Source organism: Pseudokineococcus basanitobsidens (assembly GCF_037482545.1).
Taxonomy (GTDB): Bacteria; Actinomycetota; Actinomycetes; order Actinomycetales; family Quadrisphaeraceae; genus Pseudokineococcus; species Pseudokineococcus basanitobsidens.
Genome location: NZ_JBBIAA010000002.1, coordinates 177,551 through 195,332, shown reverse-complemented (window position 1 = coordinate 195,332; position 17,782 = coordinate 177,551). Strand labels below are relative to the sequence as shown.

Annotated in this window: 18 protein-coding genes; 3 read left to right on the top strand and 15 right to left on the bottom strand. The window is 78.6% G+C overall.

What is annotated here, in order from left to right:
• The first annotated feature begins 104 nt into the window (after positions 1-104).
• Both WDZ17_RS03185 and WDZ17_RS03180 read left to right on the top strand, forming a co-directional pair.
• A complete protein-coding gene (locus WDZ17_RS03185; RefSeq protein ID WP_339573687.1) occupies positions 105-986 on the top strand; it encodes a 1,4-dihydroxy-2-naphthoate polyprenyltransferase in 882 nt (293 codons plus the stop codon).
• Between the two features lie 70 nt (positions 987-1,056).
• Positions 1,057-1,362 (top strand): hypothetical protein, encoded by a 306-nt coding sequence (locus WDZ17_RS03180; RefSeq protein WP_339573686.1) that lies wholly within the window; start codon positions 1,057-1,059, stop codon positions 1,360-1,362.
• Between the two features lie 4 nt (positions 1,363-1,366).
• On the opposite strand, the gene WDZ17_RS03175 is transcribed toward WDZ17_RS03180, so the two are convergent.
• Positions 1,367-1,717 carry a DUF4229 domain-containing protein gene (locus tag WDZ17_RS03175; protein ID WP_339573685.1) on the bottom strand — a complete coding sequence of 117 codons (351 nt, stop codon included), beginning with the start codon at positions 1,715-1,717 and terminating at the stop codon, positions 1,367-1,369.
• A 103-nt stretch (positions 1,718-1,820) separates the two neighbouring features.
• On the opposite strand from WDZ17_RS03175, the gene WDZ17_RS03170 reads away from it, so the two are divergent.
• Entirely contained in the window at positions 1,821-2,117 is a 297-nt protein-coding gene (locus tag WDZ17_RS03170; protein ID WP_339573684.1) for a PLD nuclease N-terminal domain-containing protein, read from the top strand.
• A 75-nt stretch (positions 2,118-2,192) separates the two neighbouring features.
• Here WDZ17_RS03170 and ccsB read toward each other — a convergent pair whose 3' ends face one another.
• From ccsB to WDZ17_RS03100, 14 genes are all read right to left on the bottom strand, one after another.
• The gene (gene ccsB, locus WDZ17_RS03165; protein WP_339573683.1) at positions 2,193-3,203 is read right to left on the bottom strand and encodes a c-type cytochrome biogenesis protein CcsB; all 1,011 of its coding nucleotides are present in this window, start codon (positions 3,201-3,203) and stop codon (positions 2,193-2,195) included.
• A gap of 4 nt (positions 3,204-3,207) precedes the next feature.
• Positions 3,208-4,893 (bottom strand): cytochrome c biogenesis protein ResB, encoded by a 1,686-nt coding sequence (resB, locus tag WDZ17_RS03160; RefSeq protein WP_339573682.1) that lies wholly within the window; start codon positions 4,891-4,893, stop codon positions 3,208-3,210.
• 191 nt (positions 4,894-5,084) lie between these two features.
• Entirely contained in the window at positions 5,085-5,849 is a 765-nt protein-coding gene (locus WDZ17_RS03155) for a cytochrome c biogenesis CcdA family protein (protein ID WP_339573681.1), read from the bottom strand.
• Entirely contained in the window at positions 5,846-6,466 is a 621-nt protein-coding gene (locus WDZ17_RS03150) for a TlpA family protein disulfide reductase (protein ID WP_339573680.1), read from the bottom strand. The genes WDZ17_RS03155 and WDZ17_RS03150 overlap by 4 nt, the downstream gene beginning before the upstream one ends.
• A 68-nt stretch (positions 6,467-6,534) precedes the next feature.
• Positions 6,535-7,242 carry a histidine phosphatase family protein gene (locus WDZ17_RS03145; RefSeq protein WP_339573679.1) on the bottom strand — a complete coding sequence of 236 codons (708 nt, stop codon included), beginning with the start codon at positions 7,240-7,242 and terminating at the stop codon, positions 6,535-6,537.
• Positions 7,243-7,283: 41 nt separating this feature from the next.
• Positions 7,284-8,690 (bottom strand): glutamate-1-semialdehyde 2,1-aminomutase, encoded by a 1,407-nt coding sequence (hemL, locus tag WDZ17_RS03140; protein ID WP_339573678.1) that lies wholly within the window; start codon positions 8,688-8,690, stop codon positions 7,284-7,286.
• Between the two features lie 108 nt (positions 8,691-8,798).
• Entirely contained in the window at positions 8,799-9,317 is a 519-nt protein-coding gene (locus tag WDZ17_RS03135; RefSeq protein ID WP_339573677.1) for a MarR family winged helix-turn-helix transcriptional regulator, read from the bottom strand.
• A gap of 83 nt (positions 9,318-9,400) precedes the next feature.
• Positions 9,401-10,393, bottom strand: a complete 993-nt coding sequence (gene hemB, locus WDZ17_RS03130; protein ID WP_339573676.1) for a porphobilinogen synthase — start codon at positions 10,391-10,393, stop codon at positions 9,401-9,403.
• An 84-nt stretch (positions 10,394-10,477) separates the two neighbouring features.
• A complete protein-coding gene (locus WDZ17_RS03125; protein ID WP_339573675.1) occupies positions 10,478-12,364 on the bottom strand; it encodes a bifunctional uroporphyrinogen-III C-methyltransferase/uroporphyrinogen-III synthase in 1,887 nt (628 codons plus the stop codon).
• Positions 12,361-13,734, bottom strand: a complete 1,374-nt coding sequence (gene hemC / locus WDZ17_RS03120; RefSeq protein WP_339573674.1) for a hydroxymethylbilane synthase — start codon at positions 13,732-13,734, stop codon at positions 12,361-12,363. Before hemC ends, WDZ17_RS03125 begins: the two co-directional genes overlap by 4 nt.
• Positions 13,731-15,176: a glutamyl-tRNA reductase gene (locus tag WDZ17_RS03115; RefSeq protein ID WP_339573673.1), complete on the bottom strand. Its 1,446-nt coding sequence runs from the start codon at positions 15,174-15,176 to the stop codon at positions 13,731-13,733. The genes hemC and WDZ17_RS03115 overlap by 4 nt, the downstream gene beginning before the upstream one ends.
• Positions 15,173-15,961: a redox-sensing transcriptional repressor Rex gene (locus WDZ17_RS03110; protein ID WP_422631805.1), complete on the bottom strand. Its 789-nt coding sequence runs from the start codon at positions 15,959-15,961 to the stop codon at positions 15,173-15,175. Before WDZ17_RS03110 ends, WDZ17_RS03115 begins: the two co-directional genes overlap by 4 nt.
• 212 nt (positions 15,962-16,173) lie before the next feature.
• Positions 16,174-16,578, bottom strand: coding sequence for a glutaredoxin family protein (locus WDZ17_RS03105; RefSeq protein ID WP_339573671.1), 405 nt, complete (start codon positions 16,576-16,578; stop codon positions 16,174-16,176).
• Complete coding sequence (locus WDZ17_RS03100; protein ID WP_339573670.1) at positions 16,575-17,732, bottom strand: lysophospholipid acyltransferase family protein; 1,158 nt, start codon at positions 17,730-17,732, stop codon at positions 16,575-16,577. Before WDZ17_RS03100 ends, WDZ17_RS03105 begins: the two co-directional genes overlap by 4 nt.
• Between the last annotated feature and the right edge of the window lie 50 nt (positions 17,733-17,782).

Below are 17,782 nucleotides of genomic sequence, written 5' to 3'. Positions count from 1 at the left end.
GCGCTGCCCGTCCGCGCGCTCGGCAAGCCGGACCGCCGGGCGGCCGCCGCGCTGGCCGCCCGGCAGGTCGGGGCGCGGGTCGGGGACCGGTAGGTTCGCCGCCCGTGGCGAGCGCAGGTCAGTGGGTCCAGGGCGCCCGGCCGAGGACCCTTCCCGCCGCCGTCTCCCCCGTCCTGGCGGGCACCGGCGCCGCCGCCGCCCTCGACGGCAGCCACCTCGGCCGCGCGGTGCTGGCGCTCGTCGTCGCCCTGGCGCTGCAGGTCGCCGTCAACTACGCCAACGACTACTCCGACGGCGTGCGGGGCACCGACGCCGACCGCGTGGGGCCGCTCCGGCTCGTCGGCTCGGGCGCCGCGGACCCGCCCGCCGTGCGCCGGGCGGCGTTCGCGGCCTTCGCCGTCGCGGGCGTCGCCGGTCTCGCCCTCGTGGCGGTCAGCGGTGCGTGGTGGCTCGTCCTCGTCGGCGCGGCGAGCATCGCGGCGGCGTGGACGTACACCGGCGGACGTCGCCCCTACGGCTACCTCGGCCTCGGCGAGGTCTTCGTCTTCGTCTTCTTCGGCCTGGTCGCGGTGCTCGGGACGACGTACGTGCAGGCGGGACGGGCCGACCTGGTCACCGTGCTGGCCGCCGTGGGCGTGGGGCTGCACGCGTGCGCGATCCTCGTCGCCAACAACCTGCGCGACGTCCCGACGGACGCCCGGGCCGGCAAGCGGACCCTCGCCGTGCGGCTCGGTGCCGAGCGCACGCGGCGGCTGTTCGTCGTCCTCGTGCTCGCGCCCCCGCTGCTCTCCGCGCTGGCCGCCCCGCTGCTCGCCTCGGCGTGGCCGCTCCTGGCGCTCCTGGCGCTGCCCCTCGCCCTGCCGCTCGCGCGCACCGTCGCGGGGCGGGCCGCCGGGCGGGCCCTGGTGCCCGTCCTCGCGGGGACCGGACGCCTGGAGCTCGTGCACGCCGCGCTGCTCGCGCTCGGGCTCGCGCTCGCGGGCTGAGGCCTCCTCCCGCCGGCACGCCCGGCACGTCGGCCGCCGCGGGAGGTCGGCACCTGCGAGCATCGGTGCCGTGGACGTGGACGTGCGGGCCGACGGCGACGAGGCCTACCTGGCGGTGCTGGCCGCGGACGGGCCCGCCGACGCCCGGGCCGACCCCGACGGGGCCCCGGGCGAGCGCCGCGTCCGCCTGCTCGTGCCGGCTTCGCTGCTCGACGACCTGGGCCTCGGCGCCGTCGACGGCCCGTTCCTGGCGCGGGCCGCGGCGGACGTCCTGGCCGAGGACGAGGGTCCCCTGCCGGCCGAGGCCTCGCTGCGCGAGCTGGACCGGCAGCGCCCCGGGTTCCTCGACCGCGTGCGGGCCGCCTCGGGGCGGTGAGGGCTCAGCCCCGGTCGCTGTCCCGGCCCGTGTCCCGGCCCGTGTCCTCGCCGCTCCCCCGGTCGTCCCGGTGCCGTCGCGGGCCCTCGCGGCGCTCGACGTCGGCGTCCTCGGCGGCCGCGTCCTCCGCGAGGCGGCTGCGACGACCGCTCGTGGTGCGCCCCTCCTGCCGGTCGACGAGCGCCTGGGTGACCTGCTCGCGCGGCCGTCGGAGGAGGACGTAGGAGGCGGCGACCGACACCACGGCGGTCAGCAGCAGCCACAGGACGCCGCGGGCGCCGACGGCGTAGAGCAGGAGCCCGACGGCCAGCAGCAGCGACAGGCGCAGGAGCGTGTAGCGGACGACGACGGACACCCCGCCAGGGTAGGCGGCGCGGGGCCCGCACCCGGCTCCCGAGCGCACGGGTGACGCCGCACCTCGCGGTGCCACCGCCTCAGGTCGTCCGTACCATCGGCAGATGCTGCGCGCGGTGCTCGTCCTCGTCACGGTCGGCCTGGCCGTCTACGCCGTCCTCGACGTCCTGCGGAGCCGGGACGAGGAGATCAGCGTCCTGTCCCGCACGGCGTGGGTCGTCATCTCGGTGGTGCTGCCGATCCTGGGACCGGTGCTCTGGATCACCGTCGGCCGCCAGCGCGCGGAGGGCGGCGGCGGGGGCGGCGGCGGCCGTGGCCCCCGGGGGCCGGTGGGTCCGGACGACGACCCGGGCTTCCTGCGTGACCTGGACGGCCACCGGGACGACGGCTCCCGCGCCTGACCCGCTCGGCACGACGAAGGGCCCCTCCCGTGGGAGGGGCCCTTCGTCGTGCGCCGGTGCTCCGGCCGGGACCGCTCAGCCGATGCCGGCGTAGGAGTGGTTGCCGGGGAAGAAGACGTTGACGACGCCCCAGTTGACGAGGATGCAGGCGAAGCCGGCGATGGCCAGGTACGCGGCGCGGCGGCCGTCCCAGCCGCGCGTCGCCCGGGCGTGCAGGTAGGCGGCGTAGACGACCCAGATGACGAAGGTCCACACCTCCTTCGGGTCCCAGCCCCAGTAGCGGCCCCAGGCCCGCTCGGCCCAGATGGCGCCCGCGACGAGGGTGAAGGACCACAGCGGGAAGGACAGCGCGATGAGGCGGTAGGCCGCCCGCTCGAGCTCGACCGAGCCGGGCAGCAGGTCCATGAAGCGCCCGCGCCGCGGCGGCGTCCCCGCCGCCCGCAGCTCCTCCCGGCGCCCCTGCACCAGCTGCAGCACGTTGGCCGAGAAAGCGATGACGAACAGCGCGGAGCTGACGGTGGCCACCGAGACGTGGATGACGAGCCAGTAGCTCTGCAGCGCCGGCACCAGCTCGGCGGAGTCGGTGTAGAGGACGGCGAGCGCGATGCCGAGGGTGAGCAGCACCGGGCCGACGACGAAGACGCCGAGGTAGCGCAGGTCACGGCGCCAGAGGACGGCGACGTACACGGCCGTGACGACCGCGGCGCCCGTCAGCGTGAACTCGTACATGTTGCCCCAGGGCACCCGCCCCGCGGAGACCCCGCGCGTGACGACCGCCCCGACGTGCAGCAGCAGCGCCAGCCAGGTCGTCGTGACCCCGACGGCCGCGGCGCGACGGCGCTCGTGGACCGGCCCGTCGTCCCCCACGGCGCCCGACGGGTCCCCGGTCGCCGGGCCGCTGGTGGACGGGCCGGTGGTGGAGAGGGCGCCGGCGCCCACGAGCGCCCCCCGCCGGGCCGGAGCGGCCGCGGGGGCCGTGCGCCCGCGCCCCGAGAGGTCGAGCGAGAAGGCGAGCAGCGCGACGGCGTAGGCCGTCATCGCGGAGTAGACGAGCAGGTTGCTCGTCGCGGCGAGCGACTCGCCCATGGCTTCAGCTCCCGGTCCGGTCGGTGGTGGTGCTGGTCCCGCGGTGCCCCACGGCGGCCGGGGCCCGCCCGGGGGCGGCGGCCTCGTCCGCGCCGCCCGGGGGCCCGGAGCCGGCGGACGGCGGCGGGCCCGGCGGGGGCTGGGCCGGGGAGCCCAGGGTACGGGCGAGCTCGTCGACCTCGGCGGCGAGCCCCGCGTCCTCGCCCCGGGCCAGCCCGGCGACGTCCAGCCGCAGCCCGCCCTCGGGGCCGGCCCCGGGGACGACCCGCACGAAGACGCGGCGGCGCGGGGTGAACAGCGACGCGACGAGGCCGGCCATGGCGAGGACGGAGAACACGAGCGCGGGCAGCCGGCCCGGGTCGTGCCGCACGGTGAGGCCGGCGAAGCGCGGCAGCGGGTCCCCGGCGCCGGACGCGGCGGCCACGTCGTCCGCGGGCGCGCCCTCGGGCGGGTAGCCGAAGCGCAGCGTGCCGCGGCCGTCGGGCAGGGGGACGGCGTCGCCCGGGCGCAGCGCGACGGACCACGGCTCCCCCTCGTCGGTCGTCAGCTGCTGCATGCGCTGCGTGTCCAGCTCGTAGACGTTGACGGGTCGGCCGTCGTTGACGGCGCCCAGGTCGCCCTCGTAGCCGGTGAGCAGGAGCAGCGGGTCGCGGGCGTCGGGGAAGACCGAGCGCGGCCCGGCGCCGTCGAGGACCGCGGTGGGCAGGAACGCGCCGGTGAAGCCGAGCTGCTCCGGGTCCGACCCGAGCACCTTGACGACGCCCGTGGAGCTGTAGGCGTCGTCCTGGGCGAGGAACGGCGTCGGCTCGGAGTAGACGAGCCGCCCGCGGGAGTCGGTCACGCTGATGACGGGCGCGTAGCCGTTGCCCGCGAGGTAGACCTCGGCGCCGCCCGCGTGCAGCGGCTCGTTGACGCGGATGACGTCCTGCTCGGGGTCCTCCCCCGGGCGGTCGACGACGACGTCGGCCGTGAAGTCCCGCGGGGCCCCGAGCTGGCCACCCACCTCCTCCTCGAACCGGACGTCGAGGCCCTCCAGCCCGACGGCGAAGGGCGGCAGGTCGTCGGGCTGCACCCAGGCGCCCGGGTCGTAGGTGTCGTAGCGCGCGACGGTGTTGGAGAACCCCTGCCCGACGGGGACGACGACCTCAGCGCGGTAGCTCAGCAGGCTCGAGGCGGCCAGCGCCAGCAGCAGCCCCACGAGGGCGAGGTGGAAGACGAGGTTGCCGGTCTCGCGCAGGTGCCCCCGCTCGGCGGCGACCGACCCGGCACCGTCGTCGGGACGGACCTGGACGCGGTAGCGCCGCCGGCGCAGGGCGGCCGCGGCCCCGGCGAGGACGTCCTCGCGCGAGGTGGCGGTCCCGTCCGCACCGGCGACGACGGCGCGGTGCTCGGGCAGCCGGTCCAGGCGGGAGGGGGTCCGCGGCGGCGGGGTCCGCCACGCCGTCCACTGCTGGCGGCTGCGCGGCAGGACGCAGCCCACCAGGGAGACGAAGAGCAGCAGGTAGATCGCCGAGAACCACGGCGAGCTGTAGACCTCGAAGACCCCGAGCCGGTCCAGCCACGGCGCGAGCGTCGGGTGCTCGTCGACGTACGTCGCGACCGCCGCCGGGTCGGCACCCCGCTGGGGGACCACGGAGCCGGGCACGGCCGCGACCGCGAGCAGCAGCAGGAGCAGCAGGGCCGTGCGCATGCTCGTCAGCTGGCGCCAGACGAAGCGCAGGGTCCCCAGGGCCCCCAGCCGGGGCTGTCGAAGGGTCTGCCGGGGCTGTCGAGGGGTCTGCCGGGGCTGTCGAGGGGTCAGCCGGGGCCGGCGGAGGGGCCGGTCCACCGGCTCCTGCCCCGCGGTGGGCCGCTGGCCGGGCTCGGGCCCGTCCGGGGTCGTCACAGCAGGGCCCAGTCGGAGAAACGGGCGCCGACGGCGCTCGTCCACTGCGTCCACACGCCGGTGACGAGCAGGAGGCCGACGACGACGAGCAGCGCCCCGCCCGCCCGCGCGAGGGCCACGCGGTGGCGGCGCAGGACGTCCAGGCCCCGCGCGCCCCGGCTGGCGGCGAGCGCGACGAGCACGAACGGGACGCCCAGGCCGAGGCAGTAGGCGACGGCGAGCACGACGCTGCGGGGCCCCGAGCCGGAGACGAAGGCCAGCGACGTGATGGCGGCGAGGGTGGGGCCCATGCAGGGCGTCCACCCCAGGCCGAAGACGACGCCGAGCAGCGGCGCCCCGGCGAGCCCGGGCCGGGGACGCCGCCGCACCGCCACCTCGCGCCGCAGGCCGGGCAGGACGCCCGCGAAGGAGAGCCCGAGCAGCACGACGACGACCCCGAGGACCCGGGCCACCTCGTCGCCCCACTGCTGCAGCAGCCCGCCCAGCGCGCCGGCGGTGAAGCCCACGACGACGAAGACGGCGCTGAAGCCGAGGACGAACAGCACCGCGCCGAGCAGCACGCGCACCCGGCGCTGGCGCTCCAGGTCGACGCCGGTCAGCCCGGTGACGTAGCCGAGGTAGCCGGGCACCAGCGGCAGGACGCAGGGCGAGGCGAAGGACACGAGGCCGGCGAGCGCCGCCACCGGGAGGGCGAGGAGCATCGGCCCGGCGAAGGCGGCGGACCCGAAGGGGTCGGGCGCGGCGAGCAGGACGGGCGTCACGCGCCCTCCGCGGCGGCGTCGTCGATGACCGCCCGCAGCGTCGAGGGGTCCTGCACCGCCCCGCTGAAGCGGGCCGCCACGCGCCCCTGCGGGTCGAGCACGAGCGTGGTGGGGGTCGACGCCGGCGGGAGCTGTCCGCGGAGCGCCAGGACGCCCTTGCCGTCCCGGTCCTCGAGCGAGGGGTACGGCACCCCGAACTGCTCCTCGAACGCCGTCCCCTGGGCCGGGCCGTCCGAGACGTTGATGCCGAGGAAGTTGACGCCGTCGCCCGCCGTCGCCGTGGCCACCTCCACGAGGTCGGGTGCCTCCTCCCGGCAGGGCCCGCAGGCAGCGAACCAGGTGTTGAGGACGACCGGCGCGCCGCGCCAGTCGGCGACGTCGACCTGCTCGCCGTCGAGCGTCGTCCCGGCCAGCTCGACGGGGTCGCCCCGGTCCTCGGGCGCCAGCTGCACGAGGCTGCCGTCGCCCGCGACGTAGCCCTGGCCCACGACCTGCTGCGCGTCGCCCGTCGTGCAGCCCGCGAGCACCAGGGCGCCGGCCGCAGCCAGCGCGACCGCGGCCCCGCGGCGGGCGGACCCGTGGTCGCGGTGGCGGCCCTGCGCGTCAGCTCCTCGCACGACGTCCAGGGTTCCACACGGTCCCTGGCAGCCCCCTGGGAGCGCGGGCCGCCGACCCTCCTCCCGGCTCAGGCCCCGGCCACCCCGCTCGCACCCGGCAGCAGGTCGGCCGCGGGCTCGCGGTAGGTGACGCCCTCGAGGTGGTGCCCGACGTAGTGCAGCGACGTCAGGCTGGCGAGCGAGCACTCGCGCCGCCGCGGGTCGTGCGCGTAGCGGCGGCGCTCCGCGGCCAGGCGCGCCACCCAGATGGGCAGCTGGTGGCTGACGAGCAGGGCGTGGCGCCCCTCCGCGCGCACCCGGGCCTCGTCGGCGGCCGCGTGCATCCGCGTGGCCTGCTCGACGTAGGGCTCGCCCCACGACGGCCGCAGCGGGTTCCGCAGCTTCCACCAGTGCTCGGGGCGCTGCAGGGCGCCGTCGCCGACGCCGACGGTGAGCCCCTGGAACTGGTTGCCCGCCTCGACCAGCCGCTCGTCCGTGCCCACCGGCAGGCCGAGGGCCTCGGCGGCCGGGCGCGCCGTCTCCTGCGCGCGCTCGAGCGGTGACGCGACGACGAGGCAGATGTCCGCCCCGCTCGCCACGAGGTGCTCGGCGACCCGGTCGGCCATCGCGCGGCCGCGCTCGGAGAGGTGGTACCCGGGCAGCCGCCCGTAGAGGACCCCCTCGGGGTTGTGCACCTCGCCGTGCCGGAGCAGGTGCACGACCGTCCGCGCGCGCGGGTCCGGCAGGGGGACCGGGCGGCGGTCCGGGCGGGCGTCGTCGTCAGGGGGCGGCACCATGCGCGCCATCCTGCCCGAGAGGTCCGGGGGCGGCGGTGGCGTCACGTCCCCGTCTGGCCCGAGAGGCTGCTCTGCGCCCGGGCCGCGGCCTGCGCCGCCGCGGGCAGGGCCTCGAGGACCCGCCCGACGGCCTCCTCGTCGTGGGCGGCGGACAGGAACCACGCCTCGAAGGCGCTGGGCGGCAGGTGGACGCCGGAGGCGAGCATGGACTGGAAGAAGGCCGCGTAGGCCTGCGTGTCCTGGCTGCGCGCCCCCGCGTAGTCGTGCACCGGGTCGGGCCCGAAGAAGACGGTGAACATCGACCCGGCGCTCGACACCGTGTGCGGGACGCCGGCGTCGTCGAGCGCGGCGGAGGCGGCCGACGACAGCCGCGCCGCCACCCGGTCCAGGTGGTCGTACACCTCGGGCGTGCAGCGCTGCAGCGTCGCGAGGCCCGCCGCGGTGGCGACCGGGTTCCCGGACAGCGTGCCGGCCTGGTAGACCGGCCCGGCCGGGGCCAGTGCGGCCATGACGTCGGCGCGGCCGCCGAAGGCGGCGGCGGGGAAGCCGCCGCCCATGACCTTGCCGAAGGTGAGCAGGTCCGGCGCGCCCGCGGCGACGCCGCCGTCGTCGCCCGCGCCCTGCGGGCCCTCGAGGCCGTACCAGCCGGCGGCCGAGACGCGGAAGCCCGTCATGACCTCGTCGCTGACGAGCAGGGCACCGTGCTCGCGCGTCAGACGCCGCATGAGCGCGGTGAAGCCGGGACGCGGCGGGACGACGCCCATGTTGCCGGCGGCGGCCTCGGTGACGAGGGCGGCGACCCGGTCGCCGTGCTCGGCGAAGACGGCCTCCAGCGCCTCGGGGTCGTTGTAGGGGACGACGAGCGTGTCCGCGGCCGCGGCGCCGGTGACCCCCGGGGTGTCGGGCAGCGCGAACGTGGCCATCCCGGAGCCGGCCGCGGCCAGCAGCGCGTCGACGTGGCCGTGGTAGTGGCCGGCGAACTTCACGACCAGGGGACGGCCGGTGAACCCGCGCGCCAGCCGGACGGCGCTCATGACCGCCTCGGTGCCCGAGCTCACGAGGCGGACCTGCTCGACGGGGTCGACGCGGCGGACGATCTCCTCGGCGAGCTCGACCTCCCGGGGCGTCGGCGTCCCGAAGGAGAAGCCCTCCGCCGCGGCCGCCGTCACGGCCTCGAGCACCTCCGGGTGGGCGTGGCCCAGGATCATCGGGCCCCAGGAGCAGACCAGGTCGACGTACTCGCGGCCGTCGGCGTCGCGCAGGTAGGGCCCCCTCCCCGACGTCATGAAGCGGGGCGTGCCGCCGACCGCGCCGAACGCCCGCACCGGCGAGTTGACCCCTCCGGGGATCACCGCCCGGGCCCGGGCGAACAGATGCTCCGACGCGGGGGCCTCGAAGGGGTAGGGGGTCTGCGCCGCGGAGGGCGTGCGGTCGGTCGACGTGCTCATGGCCGCCATCCTGCCGCCCGCCCCGAGGTGGCCCCGGGGTGGCCCGTCCGGGGCCGACGGCGGGGCCCCGCCCCGGGGACGGCGGGCGTCGGACGGCGGGCGCGGGGGTCAGGAGCGCAGGTGCGCGGCGACCTTCTCGAGCGCGCGGCCGAGGACCTCGAGCTCCTCGGGCTCCAGCAGGTCGAACAGCGCCGCGCGGACGCTCGCGACGTGCAGCGGCGCGTTGCGCTCGAGCGCCGCCCGCCCCTCGTCCGCCAGGACGCAGAGGACGCCGCGGCCGTCGTCCGGGCTGGCCCGGCGCTCGACGAGGCCCTTCGCCTCCATCCGGCCGACGGTGTGCGTGAGCCGGCTGCGCGAGTGGACCAGGGCGTGGGCCAGGTCGGACATCCGCAGGCACGAGCCCGGGGACTCCTGCAGCCGCACGAGGACCTCGTACTCCTGCAGGGGCAGGTCGCCCCGCTCGTCGAGCACGTCGCCCAGGTGCTCCCACAGGCGCTGCGTGCCCTCGAGATAGCTGCGCCAGACGCCCTGCTCCCGCGGGTCGAGCCAGCGGGCCCCTCCCCCGCCGGCCTCGCCGGGCGTGCCGGCGTCGGGGGCGACCGAGGACGCCGCGGGGGCCGTGGGCATGGGCGGACGCTACTCCTCGACCACCCGGCTCCCCGGCCGTTCGCCCGACCGGCCGCCCCGGAGCCGGTGCGGCCCACCCGGCGTCAGCCCCGGCGCAGCCAGCGGGCGGCCTCGACCGCCCAGTAGGTGAGCACGGCGTCGGCGCCGGCGCGCTGCACGGACGCCAGCGTCTCGAGGATCGTCCGCTCGCGGTCGAGCCAGCCGTTGGCCGCCGCCGCCTCGACCATGGCGAGCTCGCCGGACACCTGGTAGGCCCACACAGGCACGTCCACGGCGGCGGCCACGTCGGAGAGCACGTCGAGGTAGGGCAGGGCCGGCTTGACCATGACGACGTCCGCCCCCTCCTCGACGTCAAGACGCACCTCGCGCAGGGCCTCGCGGCGGTTCGCCGGGTCCTGCTGGTAGGCGCGCCGGTCGCCCACGAGCGTCGACTCGACCGCCTCGCGGAAGGGCCCGTAGAACGCCGAGGCGTACTTGGCGGCGTAGGCCAGCAGCACGACGTCGTCGCGCCCCGCCTCGTCCAGCGCGGCCCGGACGACGCCGACCTGGCCGTCCATCATCCCGGACAGGCCCAGGACGCCCGCCCCGGCCTCGGCCTGGGCGAGGCCCGTGGCCACGTACCGGGCGAGGGTCGCGTCGTTGTCGACCGTCCCGGCGCGGGGGCCGTCCTCGACCAGGACGCCGCAGTGCCCGTGGTCGGTGAACTCGTCGAGGCACAGGTCCGCCATGACGACCGTGCGGTCCCCCACCGCGTCGGCGAGGTCACGCAGCCCCAGGTTGAGGATCCCGTCCGGGTCGTCGGCCCCGCTCCCCCGGGCGTCGCGCTCCGCCGGGACGCCGAAGAGCATGAGCCCGCCGACGCCCGCCTCGACCGCCTCGTGCGCGGCGTCGACCAGCGAGGCGCGCGAGTGCTGGACGACACCGGGCAGGCTCGTCACCTCGCGCGGGACGTCGAGGCCCTCCTTGACGAACATCGGCAGCACCAGCTGGGCCGGGTCCAGCCGCTGCTCGCGCACGAGGGAGCGCAGCGCCGGGGTGGCGCGCAGCCGTCGGGGTCGCTCGACGGGGAAGGGCATGACGGGTCCTCTCGGGCGCTGGCCGCGCTCCTCGGGTGGGGCGGGAGGACCCGGCCGGGGCGCCGGGTCGCGGTGCGGGCGCTCTCAGCGGGCCCGGCGACGCGCCGGGAGGCGGCGCTCGCTGGGCCGCTGCAGCGGCTCGCCGGCCTCGGCCGCGGCCGCGGCGAGCGCGGCCCCGTGGTCGGCGAGCGCCGCGACGAGCGCCGCGGCGCTCGGCTCGTCGGCGAGGACGTCGACCCGCAGCCCGTTCTCCGTGGCCGTGGCGGCCGTGGCCGGGCCGATGCACGCGACGACGGTGCTCGGGTTCGGCTTGCCCGCGATGCCCACGAGGTTGCGCACCGTCGAGGAGGAGGTGAACACGACCGCGTCGAAGGCGCCGTTCTTGATGGCGTCGCGCACGGGCGCCGCGGGCGGCGCGGCGCGCACGGTCCGGTAGGCCGTGACGTCGTCCACCTCCCAGCCGAGCTCGGTGAGGCCCGCGACGAGCGTGTCCGTCGCGATGTCCGCGCGCGGCAGCAGGACCCGGTTGATGGGGTCGAGCACGTCGTCGTAGGCCGGCCAGTCGGCGAGCAGGCCCTTGGCGGACTCCTCGCCGGACGGGACCAGGTCGGGCTCGATGCCCCACTCGCGCAGGGCCCCTGCCGTGACGCCGCCCACGGCGGCGACCTTGAGGCCCGCGAAGGCCCGCGCGTCGAGGCCGTACTCGACGAACTTCTCGCGGACGGCGCGCACGGCGTTGACCGAGGTGAACCCGATCCACTCGTACCGACCGGTGACGAGGCCGGTGACGGCCTTCTCCACCTGGTGCGGCGTGCGGGGCGGCTCCACCGAGATGGTGGGGACGACCTCCGCCACGGCGCCGGCCTCGGCGAGCAGCGCGCTCATCCCCCCGGCCTGCGCCTGGGTCCGCGGCACGAGCACGCGCCAGCCGAACAGCGGCCGGTTCTCGTACCAGGAGGTGCGCTCGCGCAGCGCCACCCCGGGGCCGGTGACGGCGACGAGAGGACCGGGCAGGGCGTCGTCGTCGGCCGCCTCCAGCAGCCCCGGCAGCTCGGCCAGCGCCGCGGTGACCGTGCGCTGCGCGGTCGTCGTCCCGCCGGCCGTCACGGCGACGGCGGCCGTGGCGCTGCGGCCGGCCGCGAGCAGGGCACGGGCGCAGGCCGCGAGCTGCTCGCGCGAGCCGAGCAGGACGACGGTCTCCCGGGCGGCACCGAGCCCGGCGACGTCACGGCCGTCCCTGGCGCAGTCGAGGACGTGGACGAGGTCCGTGCCGGCCGTCGTCACGGGGACGCCCGCGTAGACGGGGACGGCGACCGCGGGCGAGACCCCGGGGACGACCTCGAAGGGCACCGACGCCCGGTGGCAGGCGAGCAGCTCCTCGGCGAGGCCCTCGAACGTCGCGGCGTCGCCCGGCAGCAGACGCACGACGCGGCGCCCGGCCCGCGCCGCGCGCGTGACGAGCCGGGTCGTGGCCCGGGCGCGCGCCGACGGGGTCGTGGGCGCCTGCTCGGCGGGGTCGGCCGCCTCGCGGACCACGCGGGCGTCGAGCACCTCGACGCCGTCGGGGACGGCCCGCCCGGCGAGGGCCGCCCCGACGGGACCGTCGACGACGACGACCTCGGCGCGCGACAGGAGCTCGGCGGCACGGACCGTCAGCAGGCCCGGGTCCCCCGGCCCCGCGCCGACGAAGGAGACCGACCCGAGGGGAGCGCCGCGGCGCCCGCCCGTGGGGGCGCCGGACGTGCCCTCGGCCGCTCCGCGCGCGGTCGACGAGGACGGCGTCGACGACGCCGCGGGCCCGGGCGCGGCGCCCGGGTCGGGCCGGTCGCCCCCCGGGTCCTCACCCGCGTCGCTGCTGCGGGCGGTCACGGGGGTGCCGGGCGCCGCCGTTGGGGCGGGACCGGTCACGGTCACGGGCGCCGGGCCGGTGCCGGCGCGGTGGTCGAGCTGGAGGCCGGTGCGCGGGGTCACGCTTCACTCTCCTGGGAGCTGGTGCGCCGGCTCGCGGCGTCACCGGTGGGTGCGGTGTCGTGGGGGGAGGGCCGATCCGGCCCGCCGTCCGGTGCTGCACCGCCGTGGCGGCCACCGCGGTCGGCCCGGGAGGAGTCCCCGGACGTGGGCGCGGAGGCGGAGCCGGCGGGGAGCAGGGCCGGGGAGGGGGGTGGTGTCCCGGTGCGCACGCCCTGCGCACCCGGGGGACCACCCGTCGGGGGGTCTTCGGAGCCGGTGGGGGCGACGGACGCACCGCTGCCGACGGCACCGCCCTGCGGGCCGTCGAGCAGGTCGTCCACGGGGAGGACGGCCTGCTCGCCGGCGGGGCCGGGCCGGTCCGGCCGCCCGTCCGCCCGCCGGGCGGCGGCGGGCGAGGCGGGGCCGACGGCGACGAGGTCCGCGGCGCCGTCGGCGACGAGCTCGGCGGCGAGGCGCCGGCCCAGGCCCTCCGGGTCCCGGTCGTCGCCGCGGGCCGAGCGGCGCAGGACGCGCGAGCCGTCCGGCGCGGCGGCGACCGCGGTGAGCACGAGCTCGCCACCGCCCTCCTCGCCGTCCGTGCGCGCGAGGGCGCCGACCGGAGCGGAGCAGCCGGCCTCGAGCGCCGCGAGCACGGCCCGCTCGGCGGTCGTCGCCGCCCGGGCCCGCGGGTCGTCGAGGGCGGCGCACGCCTGCGCGGTCACGAGGTCGTCCGCGCGGCACTCCAGCGCCAGCGCCCCCTGCGCCGGGGCGGGGAGCATCTGCTCGACGTCGAGGACCTCCGACACCTCGTCCGCGCGCCCGATGCGCCGCAGCCCCGCGTGCGCGAGGACGACGGCGTCGACGCGACCGGAGGTCACCATCGCGAGGCGGGTGTCGATGTTGCCCCGCACGTCGACCACGTCGAGCCCCAGCCCGAGCGCCCGCAGCTGGGCGGCCCGGCGCGGCGACCCGGTGCCGACGCGGGAGCCGCGCGGCAGGTCGCCCAGGCGGGCCCCGCCCGCGGCGACGAGCGCGTCGCGCGGGTCCTCGCGGGCGGGCACGGCGGCCAGGACGAGGCCGTCGGCGGAGGCGGTGGGCAGGTCCTTCATCGAGTGGACGGCGAGGTCGACGCGGCGCTCGAGCAGCGCCTCGCGCAGCGCCGTCACGAAGACGCCGGTGCCGCCGATCTGCCGCAGCGGGGCCCGGTCGACGTCCCCCCGGGTCGTGACCTCGACGAGGACGACGTCGCGGCCGCTCGCCGCGCGCAGGCGCTCGGCGACGTCCTCGGACTGCGCCCGCGCGAGCGCGCTGCGCCGGGTGCCGAGCCGCAGCGGCCCGGCCGAGCGGCCCCCCACGACCGGCGCCTGCGGCGCGGTGCCGGGCCCGGTCACGGCGCACGCCCCCCGTCGCCGCCCGGTGCGCGGGCGCCGGCGAGGAGGTCGCGGACGGCGCCCTCCCCCGCGCGGGCGTCCGGCACGGCGCGCAGCGCCTGGGACACCGCCTCCGGCGCACGGGTCTCCGCCGGGCCGAGGTCGAACAGCTCACGGACCGCCTCGACGTAGGCGGGCCCGTGCGAGGCGTCGGCGGCGAGCGTCTTCATCCGGACGGTCGGGGTGTGGAGCAGGGCCGAGACGACGCGGTGCAGCGTCTGGGCCACCTCCGCCTCCACCCGGGGGTCCAGGTCCGCGCCCAGCCGGTGGCGCAGGCGGGCGAGCTCGGCGTCCGCCACCTCCCGCGCCTGCGCCCGCAGGGCGACGACGGTCGGCGCGACGGCCGCGGCGCGGCGCTCGGCCAGGTAGGCGGCGACCTCCTCGGCGACGACGGCCCGCGCGTCGGCCAGGTCGGCGGCCACGCCCGAGCCGACCTGCTCGTCGGCGAGCTCGGCGCCCAGGCCCGCGAGGTCGAGGACGACGACGCCGGGCAGGCGCCCGACCTCGGGCGCCACGTCGCGCGGCAGCGCGAGGTCGACGAGCAGCTGCGGCGCGGCGGCCTCCGAGCCTCCCGGCGCCCCGCCGCCGCGCAGCGCCCGGGCGGCCCCCACGGTCGCCGCGTCGACGACGTGGCCGACGGCGCCGGTGCAGGACAGGACGACGTCGGCGTCCGCGAGCTCGCGCTCCAGGCCGCCGGCCTCCCCGAGGGCCCGCCAGCGGCCGCCCACGGCCTCGGCCAGGCGCTGGGCGCGGGCGGCCGTGCGGTTGACGACCGTGATCTCGCCGGCCCCGAGCCGGTGCGCCGTCGTGACGGCCAGCGCGCTCATGGACCCGGCCCCGACGACGAGGACGCGGGCGCCCGCCAGCGGCCCCACGACCCGGTCGGCGTGCGCGAGCCCCGCCTCGACGAGCGAGTGCCCCGCGTGGTCGAGCCCCGTCTCGGAGTGCGCCCGCTTGCCGACGCGCAACGACCGCTGCAGGAGGCCGTCGAGGGCGGTGCCGACGCTGCCGTCCTCCTGGCCGCGGCGCAGGGCGGAGCGGACCTGGCCGAGCACCTGCGACTCGCCCACGGCCATCGAGTCGAGCCCGCAGACGACCGTGAACAGGTGCTCGACCGCGCCGTCGGCGTAGTGGACGTACAGGTGGTCGGTCAGCTCGACGAGCGGGACGCCGGCGGCCGCGGCCAGCGCGGCGCCGAGGTCGGCCAGGCCGCCGTGGAAGCTGGCGACCTCGCCGTAGACCTCCAGGCGGTTGCACGTGGACAGGACGACGGCCTCGCTCACGTCGTCGCCGGTGCGGGCCCGGGCGGCCAGGGCCCGGGCGGCGGCGCCGTCCAGGGCGGCGCGCTCCAGGACCTCCAGGGGCGCGGTGCGGTGGGACAGGCCCACGACCATCGCGGTCATCGGGACACCCCCGTCCGGCGGCGGACGCCCCGCGGGTGCCCGGGGGCGTGCGCCGTCGCCCGGGGGGCGAGGCCGGCAGGTACCGGGTCGACGGGCTGCGCCGCGCCCGCGCCCGCCGGCCCGCCGCGGGCGGCGTCGGCCTTGCGCTGCTCGTGGAAGGCGAGGATCTGGAGCTCGCTCGCCAGGTCGACCTTGCGCACGTCCACCCCTTCCGGCACCTGCAGCACGGCCGGTGCGAACGTCAGGACCCCGGTGACGCCGGCCGCCACGAGGGCGTCGCAGGCCGCCTGCGCGCCCGCCCCAGGGGTGGCGAGCACGCCGATGCAGACGCCCTCGGAGCGCACGACCTCGGCGAGGTCCGCCATCGGGCGCACGACCGTCCCGGCCACCTCCTGGCCGACGACGCCGGGGTCCGCGTCGAAGAGGCCGACGACGACCGTCCCGCGCTCGGCGAAGCCGCCGTGGCTGGCCAGGGCCCGGCCGAGGTTCCCCACGCCGACGAGGACCACGCGCCACTCCTGGGTCAGCCCCAGCTCGCGGGAGACGTGGGCGACGAGGGGCGCGACCTCGTAGCCGACGCCCCGGACGCCGTAGGAGCCCAGGTGGCTGAGGTCCCGCCGCAGCTTCGCGGACCCGACGCCCGCGGCCGCGGCGAGCTCCTCGGAGGAGACGGTGCGGACGCCGCGCTCGACGAGGGCCCGGAGCGCCCGCAGGTAGACGGGCAGACGGGCGACGCTCGCCTCGGGGATGCCCCGCTCGGCGAGGAGCCGCTCCGCCGCCGGCACGGCCCGCTGCAGCGCGGCCGCGGAGGGGTCCGGGACGGCGGGCGCCCAGGGAGGCGCGCTGCGGCCGGTGTCCTCAGGAGTGCTCACGGCGCGGGCCGGCTCCTTCGCGTGCGGAGGGTGGTTCCGCGCGCGGGGGGCTGGGCGCTGCGGGCTGCCGCCAACCCTAAGCCTTGTGAACGCACGCACAAAGTCGAGACGGCGCCCGCGGCGTCCTAGCGGCCCCGTGCGCGCAGGGCCGCCTCCAGCCGCGCCCCGTCGACGTGGTAGACGGCGTGCTGGAGGCCGTCCACGAGCACGACCGGCACCAGCTCCCCGTAGCGGGCGGCGAGGGTCCCCGGCGCGCCGTCCGGCTCGTCGCCGGGGCCGGGGCGGTCGACGTCGACCTCCCGGACGCCCGTCCCCGTGCGCGCCGCGACGTCGTGCACGACCTCGCGGGCGGCCTCGCACAGGTGGCACCCGGCCCGACCGAGCAGCACGACCCGCACCGCCCCCGGGGCCCCCGACCGGTCGCCGGCCGGGCCCGTCCCGCCGGGCCCGCCCGGCACCGGCACCCCCGCGGCGCGGCGGCGGGCGCCGAGCAGCCGCAGCGGTCCGCGCCGCCCGCCGGTCCCGGTCACCGGAAGACCGACGTCCGCTGCTCCAGCAGCGCGTGCAGCGACTCCTGGATGCTCTCGCGCACCTGGTCGGCGAGGTCGAGCACGACGGCCGGGTCGTCGGCCGTCCCGGCGGGGGCGAGGTCGGTGCGGACGGGCTCGCCGAGCTGGACGACCCACCGGCTCGGCAGGGGCACGAGCCCCAACGGGCCGAGGAGCGGGAAGAACGGGGTGACCGGCACGTACGGCAGGCCGAGCAGGCGCGCGAGCGGGGCGATGTCGCCGATCCGGGGGTAGACCTCCTCGGCGCCGACGACGGCCACGGGCACGATCGGGACACCGGCGCGCAGCGCCGAGGCCACGAAGCCGCCGCGGCCGAAGCGCTGCAGGCGGTAGCGGTCCCGGAAGTGCTTGCCGACGCCCTTGTACCCCTCGGGCCACACGCCGACGAGCTCGCCGGCCGCGAGGAGCCGCTCCGCGTCGTCCGGCGAGGCGAGCGTGATGCCGGCCCTGCGGGCCAGGTCCCCGAGCACCGGCGCGGCGAGCACGATGTCCGCGGCGAGGACGCGCAGGTGGCGTCCTCCCGGGACGTCGTCGCGGACGGCGACCATCGTCATGAGCGCGTCGATCCCGACGGTGCCGGAGTGGTTCGAGACGAGGAGCGCGCCGCCGCCCCGCGGGACCCGGTCGGCCCCGCGGAGCTCCACGCGGAACCAGCGGCGGTACAGCGGCCGCAGCAGGTCCAGGAGGACCTCCTCGGTGAGCTCGCGGTCGAAGCCGAGCTCGTCGACCTCGTAGTCCCCGCTCACCCGGCGCCCGAGGAGGGCACCGGTGCGCAGCGCGCGCCGGGCCAGGTCCGCCCCCGGGCCGGTCGCCAGCCGCGCCCCCCGCCGGCCCAGGACGTCCGCGGCCCGGGCCGACCCCGCCGTCCCACGGACGACGCCGCGGGCCAGCAGGCGGGCCAGCGCCACCGCCGCGTCCTGCACCCCGGACCCGTCCTGCACCCCGGACCCGGCCTGCACCCCGGACCCGGCCTGGGCCGTGGCCCGCGGTCCGGCGTCGGCCGCGGCCCGGGGTCCGGCGCCGGGCGCCCCCGGGCCACCCGCCCCCGGGCGGCGCAGGGGCACCACGACGCCGTCGGAGGGCGCACCCGCCGCGGACGGACGCTCGCTGCTCATCTGCCCCTCCGTCCCCGGGTCACCGCGACGCCCGCCCTCCCGGTCCGCGC

Coding starts and splice junctions, on each gene's coding strand:
- WDZ17_RS03115 (WP_339573673.1), bottom strand. CDS start 15,176: ATGACCGCGATGGTCGTGGGCCTGTCCCACCGCACCGCGCCCCTGGAG.
- WDZ17_RS03145 (WP_339573679.1), bottom strand. CDS start 7,242: ATGGTGCCGCCCCCTGACGACGACGCCCGCCCGGACCGCCGCCCGGTC.
- hemB (WP_339573676.1), bottom strand. CDS start 10,393: ATGCCCTTCCCCGTCGAGCGACCCCGACGGCTGCGCGCCACCCCGGCG.
- WDZ17_RS03135 (WP_339573677.1), bottom strand. CDS start 9,317: ATGCCCACGGCCCCCGCGGCGTCCTCGGTCGCCCCCGACGCCGGCACG.
- ccsB (WP_339573683.1), bottom strand. CDS start 3,203: ATGGGCGAGTCGCTCGCCGCGACGAGCAACCTGCTCGTCTACTCCGCG.
- WDZ17_RS03170 (WP_339573684.1), top strand. CDS start 1,821: ATGCTGCGCGCGGTGCTCGTCCTCGTCACGGTCGGCCTGGCCGTCTAC.
- WDZ17_RS03100 (WP_339573670.1), bottom strand. CDS start 17,732: ATGAGCAGCGAGCGTCCGTCCGCGGCGGGTGCGCCCTCCGACGGCGTC.
- resB (WP_339573682.1), bottom strand. CDS start 4,893: ATGCGCACGGCCCTGCTGCTCCTGCTGCTGCTCGCGGTCGCGGCCGTG.
- hemL (WP_339573678.1), bottom strand. CDS start 8,690: ATGAGCACGTCGACCGACCGCACGCCCTCCGCGGCGCAGACCCCCTAC.